Source organism: Deltaproteobacteria bacterium (genome assembly GCA_020848905.1).
Taxonomy (GTDB): domain Bacteria; phylum Myxococcota_A; class Polyangia.
In genome coordinates, this window is sequence record JADLHG010000045.1 from 97,504 (window position 1) to 115,832 (window position 18,329).

At 70.9% G+C, this 18,329-nt stretch carries 12 protein-coding genes; 5 read left to right on the forward strand and 7 right to left on the reverse strand.

Annotated features, from left to right (window positions below; genetic code table 11):
* The first annotated feature begins 170 nt into the window (after nt 1-170).
* Nucleotides 171-4,982, forward strand: a complete 4,812-nt coding sequence (locus IT371_20360) for a tetratricopeptide repeat protein (protein MCC6750030.1) — start codon at nt 171-173, stop codon at nt 4,980-4,982.
* Nucleotides 4,983-5,047: 65 nt separating this feature from the next.
* Here IT371_20360 and IT371_20365 read toward each other — a convergent pair whose 3' ends face one another.
* Complete coding sequence (locus tag IT371_20365) at nt 5,048-5,815, reverse strand: hypothetical protein (GenBank protein ID MCC6750031.1); 768 nt, start codon at nt 5,813-5,815, stop codon at nt 5,048-5,050.
* Nucleotides 5,815-6,729, reverse strand: coding sequence for a hypothetical protein (locus IT371_20370; GenBank protein ID MCC6750032.1), 915 nt, complete (start codon nt 6,727-6,729; stop codon nt 5,815-5,817). The genes IT371_20365 and IT371_20370 overlap by 1 nt, the downstream gene beginning before the upstream one ends.
* A 173-nt stretch (nt 6,730-6,902) precedes the next feature.
* Here IT371_20370 and IT371_20375 point away from each other — a divergent pair, with 173 nt between their 5' ends.
* The 3 genes from IT371_20375 (at nt 6,903) to recA (ending at nt 12,110) form a co-directional block, all read left to right on the forward strand.
* Complete coding sequence (locus IT371_20375; GenBank protein MCC6750033.1) at nt 6,903-9,320, forward strand: serine/threonine protein kinase; 2,418 nt, start codon at nt 6,903-6,905, stop codon at nt 9,318-9,320.
* A 172-nt stretch (nt 9,321-9,492) separates the two neighbouring features.
* Complete coding sequence (locus tag IT371_20380; protein MCC6750034.1) at nt 9,493-11,004, forward strand: YifB family Mg chelatase-like AAA ATPase; 1,512 nt, start codon at nt 9,493-9,495, stop codon at nt 11,002-11,004.
* Nucleotides 11,005-11,045: 41 nt separating this feature from the next.
* Nucleotides 11,046-12,110 carry a recombinase RecA gene (gene recA / locus IT371_20385; protein MCC6750035.1) on the forward strand — a complete coding sequence of 355 codons (1,065 nt, stop codon included), beginning with the start codon at nt 11,046-11,048 and terminating at the stop codon, nt 12,108-12,110.
* A 60-nt stretch (nt 12,111-12,170) separates the two neighbouring features.
* Here recA and IT371_20390 read toward each other — a convergent pair whose 3' ends face one another.
* The 5 genes from IT371_20390 to IT371_20410 all read right to left on the reverse strand — a co-directional run bounded on the left by IT371_20390 (nt 12,171) and on the right by IT371_20410 (nt 17,342).
* The gene (locus IT371_20390) at nt 12,171-12,806 is read right to left on the reverse strand and encodes a hypothetical protein (GenBank protein MCC6750036.1); all 636 of its coding nucleotides are present in this window, start codon (nt 12,804-12,806) and stop codon (nt 12,171-12,173) included.
* A gap of 255 nt (nt 12,807-13,061) precedes the next feature.
* Nucleotides 13,062-14,033 (reverse strand): hypothetical protein, encoded by a 972-nt coding sequence (locus IT371_20395; protein ID MCC6750037.1) that lies wholly within the window; start codon nt 14,031-14,033, stop codon nt 13,062-13,064.
* A gap of 275 nt (nt 14,034-14,308) precedes the next feature.
* Nucleotides 14,309-14,926, reverse strand: coding sequence for a hypothetical protein (locus tag IT371_20400; protein ID MCC6750038.1), 618 nt, complete (start codon nt 14,924-14,926; stop codon nt 14,309-14,311).
* Between the two features lie 89 nt (nt 14,927-15,015).
* Entirely contained in the window at nt 15,016-16,050 is a 1,035-nt protein-coding gene (locus IT371_20405; GenBank protein MCC6750039.1) for a hypothetical protein, read from the reverse strand.
* A gap of 272 nt (nt 16,051-16,322) precedes the next feature.
* On the reverse strand, nt 16,323-17,342 hold the full coding sequence (locus IT371_20410; protein MCC6750040.1) for a hypothetical protein: 1,020 nt from the start codon (nt 17,340-17,342) through the stop codon (nt 16,323-16,325).
* Nucleotides 17,343-17,452: 110 nt separating this feature from the next.
* On the opposite strand from IT371_20410, the gene IT371_20415 reads away from it, so the two are divergent.
* A complete protein-coding gene (locus IT371_20415) occupies nt 17,453-18,325 on the forward strand; it encodes a radical SAM protein (GenBank protein ID MCC6750041.1) in 873 nt (290 codons plus the stop codon).
* Nucleotides 18,326-18,329: the final 4 nt, after the last annotated feature.

Below are 18,329 nucleotides of genomic sequence, written 5' to 3' on the forward strand. Positions count from 1 at the left end.
TCGTCCGGCAGATGTTTGAGCCTCGGAGAGGACCTAGATCTCCTGAATTTCCGATAGATCAGTCGCCGCCGGCTGTTGTATAGACCTGGGGAGCTGGACCAGGCCTTGCACTGTGGCCGTACCGCTTGCGGCACACCCATGCATAGCGGACGGAGACGCGAGAACTAGCCATGCCTACGGCACCGCGATTCCGTCTCGACGAGGCGGCTCCGCCCAGTCCCGAGGCCCTGGTTCGCCGGGCCAAGGCGCTCCTCGTGCGCCGTCGGGCGGACGAGGCCGCGCAGATGCTGCGGCGAGCGCTCGCCCTCGACCCGTTCCTCGAGGACGCGCCGATCCTTCTCTGCAAGGCGCTCGTGGCGGGCAAGCACCTGGACAAGGCCCGCGAGCTCCTCGGGCGGCTCCTCTACCGGCACGAAGCGCAGGAAGCCTACGGGTTGCTCGTGCGGGTGTGCCTGGCCCTCGAGGACTGGGACAAGGCGCTCGAGGTGGCGGGGGAGGCGCTGCAGCGTTTCCCGAGCGACGCGCGACTGCAGGCGCTCGGAGATCGCGCGAGGCGCGAGGCGGCTGTGCGCGCGCGGGCCGGCGAGTTCGACGACGCGAGGGGAGTCGCCGGGCAAGGCGCGACCCGAGGCGAGGACGACGCCGACGCCGAGGAGTGGCCGACGGTCCCGCGCAACGGGCAAGGACGCTCCCCCGACCGCGCCCCGGCCTCGGACACGCTGGTCTCCGCGGCCGAGCGAGCGGCGGCGGTCGAGGAGTGGGAGGATTCCATCTCGGGGATCTGGGAGGAGGCGCGCAGCCAGAGCGGAGCCTGGGTGCGAGGCAAAGGGCCAGTGCCCACTCCCGAGCTGTCCAAGGACGAGGAGCGAGAGCTGCTCGTCAGCGCGGGGATGGTGGCCGAGGAGGCTGACGCCACCGAGGTGACGCCCCGGGACGAGCTGGAAGAGCCGCCCCCCTTGCCTCCCGAGGAGGAGCTGCGGCTCGAGCCCGGCCCCGGGTCCCTGGCCTCCTGGTCGACGGTGGCTTACGGCCCGCTCTTCGGCCCCGGCGCATCCTCGGTGAGCGAGGCGGTGGAGCGGTTCGTGGCCGCTGCGAATCCGCTTCCCACCACCGGACCGCAGCCGCTCTTCAGCCGGCTCCTCGGGGATGGGCCGCCGCTCTCGCCGCGCGCCCCCCTGAGCCGCGAGGCCTCCGCAGCGCCGGCTCCTCCGCTGCCGCCGCCGGTCTCGAGGCCGGCTGGCCGGCCGCTCGGATCGAATGGAGGCGGAGCGTTGCCGGCCACCGGGCCCGTGCGTCCGCCCATGACCGGACCGCTCTCCCGGCCCGTGACGGCCACGATTCCGCCGCCGCTGCCCACGACCCTGCCCCTGCCCGGGCTGGTGGTGCCACCGGCGCGGGCCGCGAGCGCCGCGCGGAAGCCGACCGAGGAGAGCGCGCCGTTCGTCAGTCTCGACGATCTGATCGACGACGCGAGCGTACCGATCTTGACCCCGACGCCCGTGAAGCGCGGGGGCAGAGGCTCGACGCCGCCGCCCGACGACCTGGTCGACGAGCCGTCGGTGCCGACGCTGAAGCGAGGCAAGCCCGCGCCGCAGAGCGAGACGGAAGAGGTTTCGCTGTCGACGGTGCTCGACGCCGAACGCCTGGCCCTGCTCGTGGACGAAGACGCTTCGCAGCCCACTGTGGCCGGCCGCACCAGCAGCGTGCGCCGCACCGGCAAGAAGAAGCGGCGCTCGTCGACCAAGAAGGGGACGAAGCCCGGCCGGGCCGGCGAGGCGCGCGAGGTGTCCGAGGAGGACGCGTCGCAGCCCACCGTCGCGCGGCCCAAGGCGCAGCGCCGGGAGAACGAGCAGCCGACGGTGATGCGCCCCGACCGGCGGGCCGAAGAGCGGCGGAAGGCCGAGCGCCGCCACGGTGAGCGGCGCACCACCGAGCGGCGCCACCCCGAGTTCGACGCCTGGGAGCACGATTCGCATCCGACCCCGCCCGAGATGCCGTCGGCGCGGCTGCTCCATATCGTGAGCCGCGAGCCGACGCGCGACGACCTCCCGCTGCTCCGATCCGAGGATTCACCGACCTCGCGTGGGCTGGGCGGGCGCCGCAGAGCCGGTCGCGGGGCCACGCCCGCCTCTCGGCTCGAGGAACGCGGGACCATCGTCCCCTTCCGGACCGCGGCGCGCAGCGAGGCCGAACCGCTACCACCGCTGGCTCTGCCGGCGTCGATCGCGGAGAGCCTCGACCGCTTGCTCGCCGACGCGAGCTCGCCCGGCACGCCGGCCGAGGAGCGACCGACCGCGCTGCGGACGGCGCTGGCCTCCCGGCGCACGCCGCCCGAGGTGGAGGCGATCGACCTGACGCCGACGGGCTTCGGCCGGGCAGAGCCGACGCGCGACCTGACGGCCCCCCGGCGAGGCGAGGTCCCCGAGACCGGACCGCAGCCCCCCGCTCCGCCACAGCCGGCGAAGGGGCGTGCCGCGTCGGCGCGTCCGGCGTCGGCGCGTGCGGCGTCGGCTCCTCCCGCGCAGGTGCCCGAGACGGGGCCGCAACCGAAATGGCAGCGCACCGGGCCGAGGACGGGTCCGCAGGCCAGCGTGGCCACGCCCGCGCTCGTCCCGGCGGCCGTCGGGTCGGCACGCTCGGCGGCCGTGGCGGTCCCGCAGACCGGTCCGCAGCCCCAAGCTGCGGCGGGGACGCGCGGCGGCACGATCCGCACCTCGCTCCGTCGGAGCTGGCCCCTGTGGGTGGCCATGGCGGTGATCGTGCTGTCGGGTGGCGCGGTGGCCGGTCTCTGGGCGCGCAAGCATCAGCGGGTCGAGGACGCGCTCCAGCTGGCGAGAGAGTGGGCGAGTCGGCCGCAGGTGGCCGCGCTTCGAACCGCGCTTCAGCATGCGCGCGCAGCTGCCGACCTGGGTGGCCGCAAGGCCAAGGTCGTGGCTCTCGCGGCGGCGATCCGCGCCGAGCTGGCCGTGGAGCTCGGGGAGACCGAAGCCTCGAGCGCCCGCGCGCTGATCGACGAGGGACGTCAGCTCGGTGGGCGGCAGGATCCGGTGGCGGCCGAAGACCTCGCGGTGGCCGAGGCGTACCTCGCGCAGCCGCAAGAAGCGGTCGCGCAGCGCCTGGCTCACCTGGCCACGGCCGTTCAGCGCTTCGGCGCGAGTCGGCGGCTCCGCTTGCTGCTGGCGAGCGCCCAGCTGCAGAGCGGCGACCTGGACGGTGCGAGACAGACGCTCGAGCGCCTCTCCGAGACGGACCCCCGCATGCTGAAGCTGCGCGCGCAGCTGCTGTGGCGCACCGGACTTCCGGGCGAGGCGCGGGCCGCGCTCCGCCGCGCCGCGCAGCACGGGCTCTCCATGCCGCAGCTCGAGCTCGAGCTCTTCCGCTTCCGTCTCGAGGAGGGGACGCTCGAGGACGCGAATCTCCCGCGGCTGCGTCGCCTGGCCGAGGAGCCGACCTTGTCGAGCAGCGAACGCGCGTGGGCGCGACTGCTGTCGGCCCAGGTGGAACGTCTCGCGGGCCGCACGCCGGCGGGTCGCCACGCGCTCGGGGTCGCTCTGCGCGAGCGCCCGCTGGCGGACTCGGAGTTCGACTACTGGGCCGCGGAGCTGCTGAAGGCCTTCGGCCGATTCGAAGAGGCCGACCGGCAGATCGAGCAGGCCCGTCGCCTCTCGCCCCTCGACGAACGGATGCTGGTGCTCCAAGCGGAGATCGACCTGGCGCTCGATCGTGTGAGCGCGGCGGTGTCGCGACTCGCCTCCTTGATGCAGCCGAGCGCCCGAGCGCGTCTCGTGCTGGCGGAGGCGCACCTGCGGCACGGGTCGCTCGCGCGGGCCCGCGAGGCGCTGCAGCTCCTGCCCAAGGACGGATCGATTCGCCAGGCGGCCCTGGCCGGGCGCATCTTGCTCGCCGAGGGAAAGGCGCAGCAAGCGCTCCAGGAGATGGCGGCCCTCAATCGGCAACACCCGGGAGCCGCCGAGGTCCTGCTCGTGCGCGGGCTCGCGGCGCTGGCGGTGGGAGAGCTGCGCGCCGCCGAGTACGCGCTCGGAGCGGCGCTCATCAAGGAGCCTCTCAACGCCGAGGCGCTGTGGGGGCTGGCGCGGGTGAAGATCCAGCAGGGCGAAGGGGCGATGGCCCGTGCGCACCTCGAGCGGGCGGTGGCGATCAACGGTCACTGGGGACGACTGCGCATCGAGCTGGGACACCTGCTCGTGGCGCTCGGAGATTTCGCGGCGGCGCGACCGCAGTTCGCGGCGGTGCTGGCGCGTGACCCCGAGAACCTATCGGCCCTCGCGGGTCGCGCGCGCTCCTCGATCGAGCTCGGTCTCAAGGAGGCGCCGGCCGACCTCGAGGCCCTGCGGGCGAGCGGCCACCGCAACATGGGCACGCTCCTCTCGGCGCGCTACGCGATGGTGCTCGGCCAGTGGGAGCGGGCGGGGCAGGAGCTCCGTCGCCTCGGTGACCGGTGGCTCGACGACGATTGGGAGGCGCGGCTCTGGTACGCGGAGGTTCTGCAGCGGCAGGGGAAGGACGCCCTCGCGGCGGCCTTCTACCGCGACCTGCGCGAGGACCGGCGGGCGCGACCGGCGGCCGAGCTCGGCTTGAGCGAGCTGCGGCTGAAGAGAGATCAGGTGCGGGATGCCACCGCGCAGGCGCAGGCCGCCCTCGAGGCCTACGATCGCACCATCGCGCCGACGGAGCTGCGGGCGCGCATCGGGCTGCAGCTCGCCCGGTGCTACCGCCGCGGTCGAGGGGTGGGTGCGGCGATCGCAGAGCTGCAAGAGGTGCTCGAAGCGCTGCCCAAGCACTACCAGGTCAACTTCGAGCTAGGTCAGCTCTACCTGTCGCTCCACAAGCGGTGGCGCGCGGTGCCGTACCTGGCGGCCGCCCTCGCGGCCCGTCCCGCCAGTCGTCCGGCTCGGGCGGCTCTCGTGCAGGCCTGCCACGAGCTTCGCGGCGGGCATCCGGAGTGCAAGCGCGCGCTGTGAACCTGGGCCGCCTTGGCCGCGGTTCATCCCGTCGGGGCGTTGGCGGATACGGTGCTCCGGCGTCGTCAGTCGCAGCGGCCTGCGGTGTTCCAGAGCGGATAGGCGCAGACGTCCACGCAGCCGGCGGGGCCGCGGCGGGAAACGCAGTCCTGAACCTGGGGCGGACCCGTATTGCAGTCCCCCGCGCCGGGCCGGGCGCACTGCCGCGCGCAGAGGCCTCCGCTGCCCGCGTCGGCGACGCAGCGGCTGGCAGGCGGGCAGTCGTCATCCGCGGCGCACCCGGACTTGGCGCAGTAGCCTCCCTTGAGCTCGGCGGACTGCTGACAGGTGAGTCCCGCTTCGCAGTCCCCCGGCTCGTCGCACATCGCGCCGGTCGTGGCCTTAACGTCGATGCTGACCTGGTTCTGCGACTGGTCGCCGAAGGTCAGGTTGTCCGCGCACCCGGTGGCGACGGCATGCGTGCCGCCCTTGCTGGGGGCCAGCCCCCTGGCGAGGACCACGAGCTTCTCGCCTCCGGGGACGGTGAGCTCGGTGACGCGCGCCTCGGTGGTCTCGCCCTTCCACTCGATCTGCTTGCTCGCCACCTCGCGCAGGACGGGGTCGCCGACCTTGAAGCGTGCGGGGAAGTCGCTGCAGGTGACCGAGGCATTGTCCTTCGTGGTGGCCTTGACGACGGTGACCTGAAAGACGCGGATGAAGGTGAAGACGGTCCGATCGATGACGATGGCGGCCTGCATCTGGCGCGTCGCGGGCGGAGGCTCGCCACACCCCGGTGCGAGCAGCGCGGCGACGAGAAGGACGGGGCCATAGTGGGACGGGCGGAGAGGTCTCATCACTTGATCGTCACCGAGAGGTTGGCCGAACCGGGAGGCAGCGTACCGTTTCCGCTCCCGCGGGTGGCGAGGACGGCGGCGACGATGCCGCCGGCGATGGCAAGGCTTCCGCCGATGCCGAGGACGTACCAGCCCCAGCGGCTTCTCCGTCGGGGTGGCGAGAGGAGCTCCACCTCCTTCGGCTCCTCGTCGTTTCCAGCTGCCCCGACGACCGCGCCCTCGTTGCCCTCGGCGACGACGTAGTAGAGGAGCCGGCCGGACTGCGCCCCGACGGTCGCGCCGGGGATGACGGCCACGAGCTCCGCCTTCTTCGCGTCGCGCGGGAGGCGAATCTTCGAGAAGCTCGGGCTCGCGTGGCGGCGCCAGTGGATCACGAAGGCCTTCACCTTCTTGTCCGGGTCGTCGACCTGAATCTTCACCTCGATCGGGCGACCGACGGTGAGGGACTTCGGCGCCTCCGCGCGAACGTCCACGGTCTGCTCGTCGGCTTGGCCCTTCGCCGGCCCTTGCTCCTGTCCTTGCCCCTGTCCTTGCCCCTGGGGCGGCGGCGTCTCGGGCATCTTCAACCGACGCAGGGCCTCCGCAAACATGGCCCGAATGCTCGGCGAGACGCCCGGCGGCATGCGGAACTGGGGACGGAGCTTGAGCACCATCATGAACGACTGGACCGCGTTCTCGGCGTTGCCGAGCGCCGTGAAGCAGACGCCCATATAAAGGAAGGCCGTGGCCTTCTGCAGCGGGTTGGCGCCCTTGTCGCTCTGGATCTGTACGAGCACCTTGAGCGCCTTCATGTACTCGAGCTGCTCGTAGTAGTTGGACGCTTCCTTGAGCAGGGCGTCGGTGTCGGCGAGAGCACCTCGGGGCGCGGCGAGCAGGCCGAGGATAGTGCAACCAATGAGGATTCTTCGAATCACCGGGCGACTCTCGGGGTCGGGGTCAAGGGGTGTCGGAAGCGATCTGTCGTCAGAACCCGCGCGGCCACCCTCGCTGCCCCCACGGTAGCACAGCGCGCCAGCGCCGGCCATCCGCGGGAACCCGCGGAGATCAATGATTGCCCGGGCAAAGGCCGGTCGCTACACTTTCGGCAGTGGCCGATACGCTGATCACCGACCGCCGCACCCCCACCGCCACGTACCGTATCCTTCGCAAGCTCGGCAAGGGAGGTATGGCCGAGGTCTTCCTGGCGCGGCAGGAGGGGATCGCCGGCTTCCGGCGACTCGCCGTGATCAAGAAGATCCTTCCGCAGTTCTCGGCGGTGAGCAACGTGGCCGAGATGCTGCTCGACGAGGCGAGGATCGCGGCGCAGCTCAACCACCCCAACATCGTTCAGATCTACGAGCTCGGCAAGGAGGATGGTCAGTACTTCATCGCCATGGAGTACGTGGACGGCTGCGACCTGGCCACGCTCGCCCGCATCGAACGACACAAGAACGCGCGCGTGCCCATGCGGCTCGCCCTGCGCGTGGTGTCGGAAGCCGCGATGGGACTTGACTACGCCCATCGGCAGGTGGGGCTCGATGGCCGGCCTCTCAACGTCGTTCACCGCGACGTGAGCCCGCACAACATCCTCTGTAGTCGCGAGGGGGCGGTGAAGCTTACCGACTTCGGCATCGCGAAGGCCGTCGGGAAGGTGCAGGTCACCGAGGTCGGGGTGGTCAAGGGCAAGGTCCAATACATGGCCCCCGAGCAGTACACCGGGGGCGAGGTCGACAACCGCTCCGACATCTTCTCCCTCGGTGTCGTGCTCTATCAGCTGACGACGGGTCGGCTGCCGCGCGTGACCAAGAGCGGCAACGTGGCGATGCGGCGCGTGCTCGAGGGAAAGATCCCGCGCCCGACGGAGATTCGGACCGACTACCCCGAGGAACTCGAGGCGGTGGTGATGCGCTCGCTCGCGCACAATCCCGACGAGCGCTACCCGGACGCGGCCTCCTTTCGCGACGACCTGCTCGATTTCGCGCGGCAGAACGATCTGCTCGCCTTCCCGAAGGAGCTGGGGGACTACGTCAACCAGCTCGTCCCACCGACGCCGCTCTTCACCAAGGACGAGGAGTCCGGTACGCCCGTGCGGCTCCCCCGGCCGGAGCCGTCGGTGATCGTCGCCGATCACGCCGACACCGATCCCCCCGAGGGGACGGAGGTGGCCTCCCCCTTCGGGATGGCGGTCCCCACGGGGGCGAGGGAGAGCCTCGAGTCGATGGAGCGGCGGGACCGCGGAGATCGTGGCGAGCGCGGAGACCGGGGAGACCGGGGAGAGCGCGGAGAGCGCGGAGAGCGTGCGGACCGAGCGAAGCACCGGAGCGTTCCGTCGGATACGCAGGAGGTGGACGAGCGCGCGGTTCTCTCGCACGAGTCGCTCACTCCCGCGGCGATTCCACCCGGGCGTCGCGTGGCCGAGCCGATCGACGACCGCGGGCGTGACGAGGCCGAGGATAGCAGGCGCGCGCGACGGTCGGAGAGGCATCGGGCCGTGGTCCCCGAGCGCGGCTCGGCCAAGGGATCCAACGGGGCGTCGCGCCGGCGCGAGGCGGCGAGCTCAGGGAGCAACGGACATCATGAAGAGTCGGGGCAGCGGGCGGTGACGCAGCGAACGTCCGTGCCGAAGTCGGTGGGTCCGAGCGGGCCGCCGCCGCGGCGGCACCTCGGGCTGTGGGTGGGATTGGCCGCGGGTGCGCTCGGGCTCGGCGCCGCGGGGTTCGTGGCCTGGAGGCATCCGGAGGTCTTCGGTCGCAACGTGCCGGTGACGCAGCCCGGAACCGGCAGCGCGACGGCGGAGCCGAAGGTGCAGGGGGCCGGGGTGGTGGACATAATGGCCAACCCGGCGAGCACGGCGGTTTCCGTGGACGGGGCGCAGCGCTGCTCCTCGACCCCGTGCCGGATCGAGGGGCTTCCTCTGGGCCGCGAGCTGCTCATCACGTTGCGGAGCCCGGGGCACGACCTCTGGATGCAGCGGCTCGTGCTAACGCCGAACGACCCGCGGCTTCTGCTCCGCGCGGACCTCACCCCGTCGGGGCGGCCAGGTGGAGCGGGAGTGCCGAAAGAGGGGGGGGCTCCGGTCGAGAAGGGCGGCTCCTCGGGCTCTGCGGCGGACAAGGTCGGGAAAAGTGGTAAGACGAGCAAGGGGAGTAAAGGCGTCAAAACTGGCGGAACGCCCAAGGCTCCCGAAGGGGGGGCGGCCGCCGGGGGCGAGGCGGGCAAGGGGAGCGCTCCGTCCACCAAGCCGCAGAAGGGGACGGGCATCGTCACGGTGGTCGATAGCGATGTGGCGGACATCTCCATGCTGGTCGTGGACGTGAAGCCGGCCTGGGCGGAGGTCTCCATCGACGGGCAGAAGGCCGGCCACACGCCGCTCCAGATCAAGATCGAGCCGGGAAAGCACACCATCGAGCTGAAGAACTCCGAGCTGAACTATCACCGCGTCTACAAGATCAAGGCCAAGATCGGTAAGAAGGTGAAGATCAGCGACACCATCCAGCAGCCCGGCGGGGGCCAGCCCCCGGGCTAGCGACGTACTTCTCTCCTGCTTCGCACTTCAACCTAGGACCAGTCGTTCGCGCGGCGCGTCCGGAGACCGCACGCGCCGGACCGGATCTCGGACGCGGGAGAGGTGCGCTCGGCGAAGGTGCGCGTGATCAGGCGCGGCGGGCGCTGGCGCGCTTGCTGCTTTGCCTCCGGGCATGCTCTGCAGGCTCACGAGTGCCGCGGTACTGGGGATCGACGCCATTCCGATCGAGGTGGAGGTGGACATCTCCGGCGGTCTGCCGGGATTCCACCTCGTGGGTCTTCCCATGGGCGCCGTACGAGAGGGGTCGGTGCGCATCAAGGCGGCGCTCGCGAACAGCTCCTACTCGCTCGGCTGCTCGCGCGTCACGGTGAACCTCGCGCCCGCCGACCTGCGCAAGGAGGGTGCGGCCTTCGATCTGGCCATTGCGATCGGAAGCCTGGTCGCGAAAGGGCTGCTGAAGGACGTGCGGAAGGATCTGCTGCTGGCAGGCGAGCTCTCGCTGGACGGGCGCGTGCGTTCGATCCGGGGCGTGCTCTCCCTGGCGGAGCTCGCCGCGCGCATGGGTTTGAAGGGGATGGTGCTCCCAGCCGTCAACGCGGCTGAGGCCGCGCTCGTCGAGGGACTCGAGATCTACGGCGTGGAGACGCTGCAGCAGGCCGTTTCGGTGCTGGCGGGTGGAGAGGGTGCCGTGCGTCCGAGCGACCCTACGAGCGTGCGCGAGGAGAACTCCGGCGTGGACTTCGCGGAACTCGTGGGCCAGCGAGAGGCGCGCCGCGCGGCAGAGGTCGCGGCGGCCGGCGGCCACAACCTGATGCTCGTCGGCCCGCCCGGGTCGGGCAAGACGATGATCGCGCGCCGCCTGGGAACGATTCTTCCGCCGCTCACCCGCATCGAGGCGATCGAGGCGACGAAGGTGCACAGCGTGGCCGGGTTGCTCGGCGAGCGTCACCTGGTGCCGGAGCGGCCGTTTCGTGCGCCGCACCACACGTGCAGCCACGTGGGTCTCGTCGGAGGTGGCGCCCCGCCGCGGCCGGGCGAGGTGAGTCTCGCGCACCACGGGGTGCTGTTTCTCGACGAGCTACCCGAGTTCCAGCGGGCGGCGCTCGAGGCGTTGCGTCAACCGCTCGAGGACGGACAGGTGACAATCGTGCGGGCACGGCAGTCGGTCACGTTTCCGTCGCGCTTCATGCTGGTGGCGGCCATGAACCCGTGCCCGTGCGGGTACGCAGGGTCGACCGTGCGGGTGTGCACCTGCGGCGAGAAGGAGGCCCGCCGTTACCGCGGCCGTATCTCGGGGCCGCTGCTCGACCGCTTCGATCTGTTCATCTCGGTGGGGCCGGTTCCGACGAAGGCGCTCCTCGGCGGCGAACCGGGCGAGAGCTCCGGGGCCATCCGCGAGCGGGTGGCGCGGGCGCGGCGCCGGCAGGCCGAGCGCTTTCGTCGCAAGCGCATCCACTGCAATGCGCAGATGAGCGCCCGGCAGCTCGGGCGACACGTGGCGCTGGGCACCAGGAGCACCGCCTTGCTGACCGAATACGCCGAGGCCCATCGCGTGAGCGCGCGGGCGCTGCATCGAACCTGCCGCGTGGCCCGGACCATCGCGGATCTGGAGGACCGGGACGACGTGACGGAGGAACACCTGCTGCTCGCGCTCACGCTGCAGCAGGCCCGCTGGATGTTGTGACGAGCCGGCGCCGCGCGCGGCGCCCACGAAGGGAGGAGACCATGGCGAAGAGCAGTCCACGGCTGAAGGCGATCGCGGGCGCGGTGGCGGCGATCGAGAAGCAGTTCGGCAAGGGAGCCATCATGACCCTCGGAGAGGGGAACGGAGGTCAGGCGGTGGAGACCTTCTCGAGCGGGTCTCTGATGCTGGACGTCGCGCTCGGGGTGGGAGGGCTGCCGAAGGGGCGCCTGATCGAGATCTACGGTCCGGAGTCGTCGGGGAAGACGACGCTGGCCCTGCACGCCATCGCGCAGATGCAGGCGGCCGGCGGCATCTGCGCCTTCATCGACGCCGAGCACGCGCTCGACGTGGGCTACGCGCAGGCGCTCGGCGTGGACCTGCGCGAGCTGCTGGTGAGTCAGCCGGACTACGGGGAGCAGGCGCTGGAGGTGGCGGATCATCTGGTGCGGTCGGGCGCCGTGGCGCTCGTGGTGGTGGATTCGGTGGCGGCGCTCGTTCCGAAGGCTGAGATCGAGGGAGAGATGGGAGAGACGCACATGGGGCTGCAGGCGCGGCTGATGAGCCAGGCGATGCGCAAGCTGACCGGAGGCGCGTTCCGCCAGGGCACGAGCATCCTCTTCATCAACCAGACGCGGCAGAAGATCGGCGTGACCTACGGGAGCAACGTGACCACGACGGGCGGGACGGCGCTCAAGTTCTACGCGAGCGTGCGTCTCGAGGTGGCGCGCATCGGGGCGCTCAAAGAGGGCGAGCAAATGGTGGGGAACCGCACGCGGGTCAAGGTGGTGAAGAACAAGCTCGCGCCGCCGTTTCGCACCGCGGAGCTCGACATCGTGTACGGCAAGGGAGTGCATCGGGAGGCTGAGGTGCTGGACCTGGCGATCGACAAGGGGGTGGTGCAGAAGAGCGGGGCGTGGTTCGCCCTCGGCGAGCACCAGCTAGGGCAGGGGCGACCGGCGGCGTGCCGTTGGCTCGCAGAGCGGCCCGAGGTGCGGGAGAAGCTGGCGGCGCACGTGTTGTCTCTCGCGCGGAGCGCGGAGAGCACGGCGAAGGGGGAGGACGAGGGTGAGGGCGGAGAGGCCGACGAGGCGGTGCAGGCAGCGTAGAGTCGGGGGGGCGAGAGACCTACCCAGAAACACGCTGCTACGTGATCAAGGTGACCATGTTTAGTAGCTTCCCTCGCGCGTATAGAAGCCGACGAAGGTGCCCGAGTCGGGGCCGAGGAAGAGGCTCACGGTGGCGCGGCGGAACTCGGGCTCGTCCGCGGTTCCGACGTTCACCTGCCCCACCGTGAGAACGCGTTGGACGCGGTCCTCGGCGCCGAGTCGCTTCACATTGCGGCCGATAGCCTTCTTGAGGTCGAGCAGGTCTGCCTCGTTCTCCGGGGCGTAGCAGAAGCCGTCCCGGGCCACGCGCTTGGCGGTGTCGAGGATGGCGCCCTTCGTCCGCAGGAAGACCTTCGATCGCTGCGCTGCGGGCTCCTCGTCGACGATGAGGGCCGTGGTGAGGACCTGCTTCGCCCACGTTTGCAGTTCGGCTGGCGAAGCACCTCCTCGCGGAGCGGCGATCCGGCCGCTGAAGGCCTTGACCCGACCGTCCATGATGTTCGCGTCGCCCCAGAGTCGGTTCAGGCGATAGAGCGCCTGACGCATGGGGTGGCCGTGCGGCAGGCCCCGGTTTTGTACCGCCTTCTGCACCTCACGCTCGGTCTGGAGGGGCGGTCTGGCCTTGGGCTCGGCGGCGTTCGCGGCGCCGGCCGCGAGGGACACCACGGACCACAGGGCAAGAAGGTAGCTTCTCATCGCGATCTCCTGCGCTCGTCGTTGACCCACGAGAGACGGTGAGAGCCACCGTCGCTCACCTTCGATCAAGGGCCGGCTGCGATCCGGACACTCGGAGGCGAGGTAGGGGCAAGAACCGAACCGCCGGCCGCGCGGCACGCAGGTCGGGGAAATGAGGGGAGGGAAGGTCGGAGCGAGGCTCCGAGAACCGGAAGGCCACTTCGAAACGCGGGCAGTTTGCGACGCGTTCGACGGTCGGTCTGCCCGAGGGGTCCGTTACCGGCAGCCCATGCCGTTCTTGCCGCCGTCGAAGTGGTTCACGTCGAAGGCGGTGCGGAACTTCTCGGTCCCGCGCATGGCGGGGGTGGACTGGCAGGGGGTGCACGGCTGGCCCGGACGGTCGCCGGGCAGACCCCATTCCACGTAGAGGAGCGTCGCGTTGGCCCAGCCGTACTTGGTCTTGCCCAGGTAGCGGTGCACGGCGGGAGAGGAGTCGATGATGCGTCGGCCGCCGCGGTCGGCTTGTTCGTACCTGGCGCCGGGGCCACTGTCCTCGGTGAAGACCACGATGCAGCGTCCGTTCTCGGTGTTGGTCATGCGAAGCACCGCCCCGCAGCCGAAGCGCTGGGCGTCCGCGATGTAGAAGTACTCCGGATGGGGGAAGTTCATCGTTTCGGCGGCGGGCTTGAGGTTGCCCTTGCCGTCGAAGAAGTAGCCCGAGACCCAGCCGATGAAGGGGCCGGCGTCGTAGGTCACGTGGCCTGCGGCCCAGGGGATCTTGGGGATGCGGGGGTCCTTGCGGCCGCACTTGTGGTACTGGGGCGTCTGCCCGTCGGCGCACGACTTGGTGTGGATGTCGTAGAGGCAGCACCAGCGGTCGTAGTGCTGCTGCAGGCCCCCGCAGGTGGAGACGCGGCCCCAGGTCGTCTTGTCCTCGGACGTGCCGAAGCGGGAGATGTGATAGAAGCCGTCCGACGAGAGGTTCCAGTCCATCCAGTCGCAGGTGTCGGCGAACGTCGGGGGAAAGGCCTCGATCTTCGGCGGAAGCGTGGCCAGGCAGGTGTGCTCGGGAAGACCCGGCCGCCAGTCGGGGCTCGTTCGAGCATCTCCGCCGTCACGCTTGGCAGCGACGCCGCCGTCCGGGTCGGGGTCGGGAACGCGACTGGCGGTGCGGGAGGACTCGTCCCCCTCTCCGCAGCCGATCGTGAGCAGAGCGAGGCCGAGGCAAGACACGACGAATCGGGACATGAGCCGATCTCCTCCCTTCGGGCTAGCCCCCCGCGCGGCGCGGAGCGCCGGCTGGCACTTCGGGTGCGGAGAGGACTGACTGGTGACGTGGCTGAGCGCCTGTGCACGGGTCGTGCCCACAGAAGACCTCGCCTCTGGGGTGCGGGATGCTGACGAATCGGGGGCTTGGCCAGCTCGTACGGAAGGGGTCGGTGGGGCCGGTTCTCCGACGGGGAAGCGGGCTCTCTCAACCTGCTTCCCGCGGGTGTTGGAGAGCCGGGCCCCGAGATCGACGGCTACCAGTAGTGGGCCTGATTGTACGCGGTGAGTCCAAGGACGCCGGCCATGCGCACGACCCAGTGCGTCGCCGCGCCGGTGGCCCTGAGCACGGCTCCTCGGGCCGCGTCGAAGAGCGTGCCGCGCAGGATGGCCGCGCCGACGGCGCCGGTCTGGGGCGAGAGGGCGGAGGGCCACGCGACGTCGCGCAGGACGTGAGCCGCGGCGCCGGCGCCAAGGGCTCCCACGACGAGCTTGGCCCCCTCGACCACGACCTCCTCCCGCTGACGCTTGGGGTGCAGGGCGAAGTCTACGGCGTTGGCCACCACGTAGGAGGTGGAGCCCGAGGCGAAGGCGGGGAGGCCGCTCCGGGTCATCAAGCTGTAGGTGAGACCTCCGGCGACGAGCGGGACCGCCACGCCACCGGCCCGGAGGGCGCCATCCCGCACCGCCCGCGCAGCGTCTCGCACGCGGGTCGACAGCGGCCGGGCCTTGGCGGCGGTGGTCTGGTTCGTGACCACCACGGGTGCCACACGCCGCTCTTCGCCGTGCGCTCCGACGCCTCTCGCGCCCGCCGGCACGCCCAGGGACACCAGGGTCAGCACGCAGACTGCACCGCTCATCGTGGATCGAGACATGATCGCCTCCTCTGCTCGTGTCGCAGAGGCTTGGAGGGCCCTCCGCGTGTGGTCGTTTGCTCGTCAGCCAGGGTTCGGCGCGCCGGGCCTCAGCGACACCCGGCTCCCGCTCTGGCCCCTTCGTAGTGGTTGATGTCGTAGATCGATCGGCGGTCTTCCGTGCCGCGCTTTGCGGGCGTGGACTGGCACGGCGTGCAGGGCTGACCGGGCCTATCGCCGGGCAGGCCCCATTCGACGTGGAGCAGGCTCGAGTTCGCCCAGCCCGACTTCTTGTTGCCGAGATACCGGTGCAGCGCGGGCGACGAGTCGAGGATGCGGCGCCCTCCGCGGCCCGCCTGCTCGTAGGCCGACCCGGGTCCGCCGTCCTCGACGTAGGCCACGACGCAGCGCCCGTTCTCGGTGTTGGTCACCCGGAGCGTGGTGCCGCAGCCGAAGCGCTGGGCCCCGGCGACGTAGAAGTACTCCGGGTAGGGGAAGTTCATGGTCTCGGCGGCGGGCTTCAGGTTGCCCTTGCGGTCGTAGAAGTAGTTCCAGACGCGGTTCACGACCGTGCCGTAGGCGTAGTCGACGGTGCCCTTGATCCACGGGATCTTGGGCAGGTGGGGATCCTTCCAGCTGTGGCACTTCAGAAACTGCGGGGTCTGTCCGTCCACGCAGGCCTTCTGGTGCTGGTCGTACATGCAGCACCAGTTCATGTAGTGCACGAGGAGGCCGCTGCAGCTCGTGCCGCGCCCCATGGTGGTGTCGTCGGCGGTGGTGCCGAACTGCGAGATCAGATAGAAGCCGTCGGTGGAGAGGTTCCAGTCCATCCAGTCGCAGGTGTCGGCGGGGGTGGGCGGAGAGGCCTCTTTCATCGATGGCAACGGGGAAAGGCAGCTCGCCACCGCCGCTCCGTCGAACGCGCCGTCCCCTGCACCGTCCCCTGCGCCATCCCGTGCCCCGTCCCGTGCCCCGTCGCCGTCGTGGCTGCGTTGATCGCGCGGTCCACCGTCCCTGGTCGCGAGCACGCCGGCACCGCCGTCTCGGGAGCCTCCGGTGCTGGGGGTTCGGTCCAACTCGCGGTCCTCGCCGCAGCCGGCCGCGAGGAGCCCGAGGAGGAAGCAGGGGAGCGCACGTCGCTTCATGATCACCGATCCTTCGTGCGTGCTGCGCGCAGACCTTCGCCGCCGGAGAGCCGACGGGCTCATCGGCAAGGAAGGCTATGCGCGGGGTTCCCCGAGGCCCTGTGCAGTGGTCGTGCCGGGAACAGGGCCGACGATCGGGCCCCGACCCCGAGGAGGATCAAGGGGATGGCGGCCGAGCGCGTGGGGCGTGGGGCGAAACGGACTCCGGCGTCACCGGTGGGCGCTACGAAGCTCGGTCCCCGAGGTGTTGGAGGCGACCCCGGAGTTAGAGGTCAGGGGGTAGAGAACTGGAAGGACTCGTAGGTCACGGCGTTCTGCGAGTAATTGTAGAAGCCGAACTTCCCGCTCGTGAAGGTGCTGTCGGTCACCGAGATGGTGGCCTTCACCGTGGTTCCGTCGCGGACGGTGATGGTGAACTTGCCCCCGCCGAAGACGAGCTCGAAGTCGTAGGGCTTGCCCTTCACCCAGCCCCCCAGGTTCGCGGAGACGGGGGAGAGGACCTTCATCCCCGCGCTCCCCGCGGAGGGCCAGAAATCCTTGCACAAGGTGGATTTGGTGGCCTGCGACATGACCTTGACGGTCATGCCCGCGGTGGCCACGCCGCACGTTCCATTGCTCTGCGTCGCTCCCTTCCAGTCGAAGAGATAGAAGTGGGACGCGTCCTGCCAGCCGAAGACGAACCCGATCAAATCGTCGTCGGTGACGGTCGATGCGACGGTGAAGCGCCCGCGCACGGTGACCGCGCCGAAGACCTTGTTGTGCAGCAGGACCGAGGGATCGGCGTTCACCGTCTGGGTGGCCTTCAGCCCCTGGCTCGCGAAGGTGTAGGAAGCGGGGGCCTGCGAGGAATCGGTGAGGGGGAACTGCACGATCTGCCAGCCGGAGAGGTCCGTGGCCTTGCAGACGGCGGGCTTGGCCGTGGCGTCGCAGCCATCCTCGCAGGCGGCCTCGTCGTAGGCCGACCCGTCGCTCCGGCAGGAGAGGAGCTTCTTTCCGTCGGGGCTGCACTTCACCTCGGGGGGCGTGCACGAGACCGGCGGGGCGCCGTCGGCGGCCGGTGGCGCTCCGTCGGTGGCCGGCGCCGTGTCCTTCGACGCTGCCGCGTCGCGCGCCGAGCCCTGGTCGGGGGAGGGCCCGAGGTCCCTCGCGGGTCCTGTGTCCGCCGTGCCCGCGGCGTCGGTGCTGGGTCCCGCGTCCGGCGCAACGGCTCCGTCCGGCAGGCGTGCGCCGCTGTCCGAGCACCCTCCTACGAGGAGGACCAGGGTAACGCAGAGCGCAGCTCGGGCGGCCATGGGGGAAAACCATCGACAGGTCACGGGGCACCTCTCCTGGGGCGGGTGAACGAGCATTCCGAGGCGGCGAGCCTTCGCAAGCGGGGGCAAATGTGACACAGATCTTTTCCATGGCCCACGAGGGCGACATCTATCGACCGCCGAGCGAAGCGGACGCGTTCATCCTGCAGGCCACGATCGGGTGCTCGCACAACGCGTGCACCTACTGCCGCATGTACCGCGACAAGCGCTACCGGGTGCGCGAGACGCGCGAGGTGCTGTGCGACGTGGAGGCCGTGGCGGCGAGGCACGGCGAGGCGGTGGAGAAGGTCTTCGTGGCGGACGGCGATCCGCTGGCCATGGGTTTCGGTGCGTGGGAGCCGCTGCTCGAGGCCTGCCGCCGCGCCTTTCCCCGCCTGAAGCGCGTCAGCACCTACGCCACGGCGCAGAACGTGCTCGAGAAGAGCCCCGAGGAGCTCTCCCGCCTGCGGGAGCTCGGGCTCGCGCGCCTCTACCTCGGGCCCGAGTCGGGCGACGACGAAACGCTCCGTCGCGTCGCGAAGGGCGCGGGGTTCGCCGAGCACGAGGCGGCCGCCCGGCGCGCGCACGACGCGGGCCTGGAGCTCTCGGTGATCTTCCTCCTCGGGGTGGGGGGCCGCGAGCGGAGCGAGGCGCACGCCCGAGCCTCGGCCCGGCTGCTCACCGCCATGGACCCGCGGTTCGCCTCGGCGCTGACGCTCACCGTGCTGCCCGGCACGCCCCAGGCGCGGCTCGAGGAGCGCGGACGCTTCGTGCTCCCCGGGCCGGCGGAGCTGCTCCGCGAGCTGCGCGTGCTCGTGGACGAGGCCCGACCGACGGCCGCCACCTTCCGCACCAACCACGCCTCGAACTACCTTCCGCTCCGCGGCGAGCTGCCGCGCGATCGCGAGCGCATCGTGGCCCTGATCGATGCCGCGCTCGAGGGGAGCGTTCCCTTGCGCCCGGAGTGGAGCCGCGGGCTCTAGACAC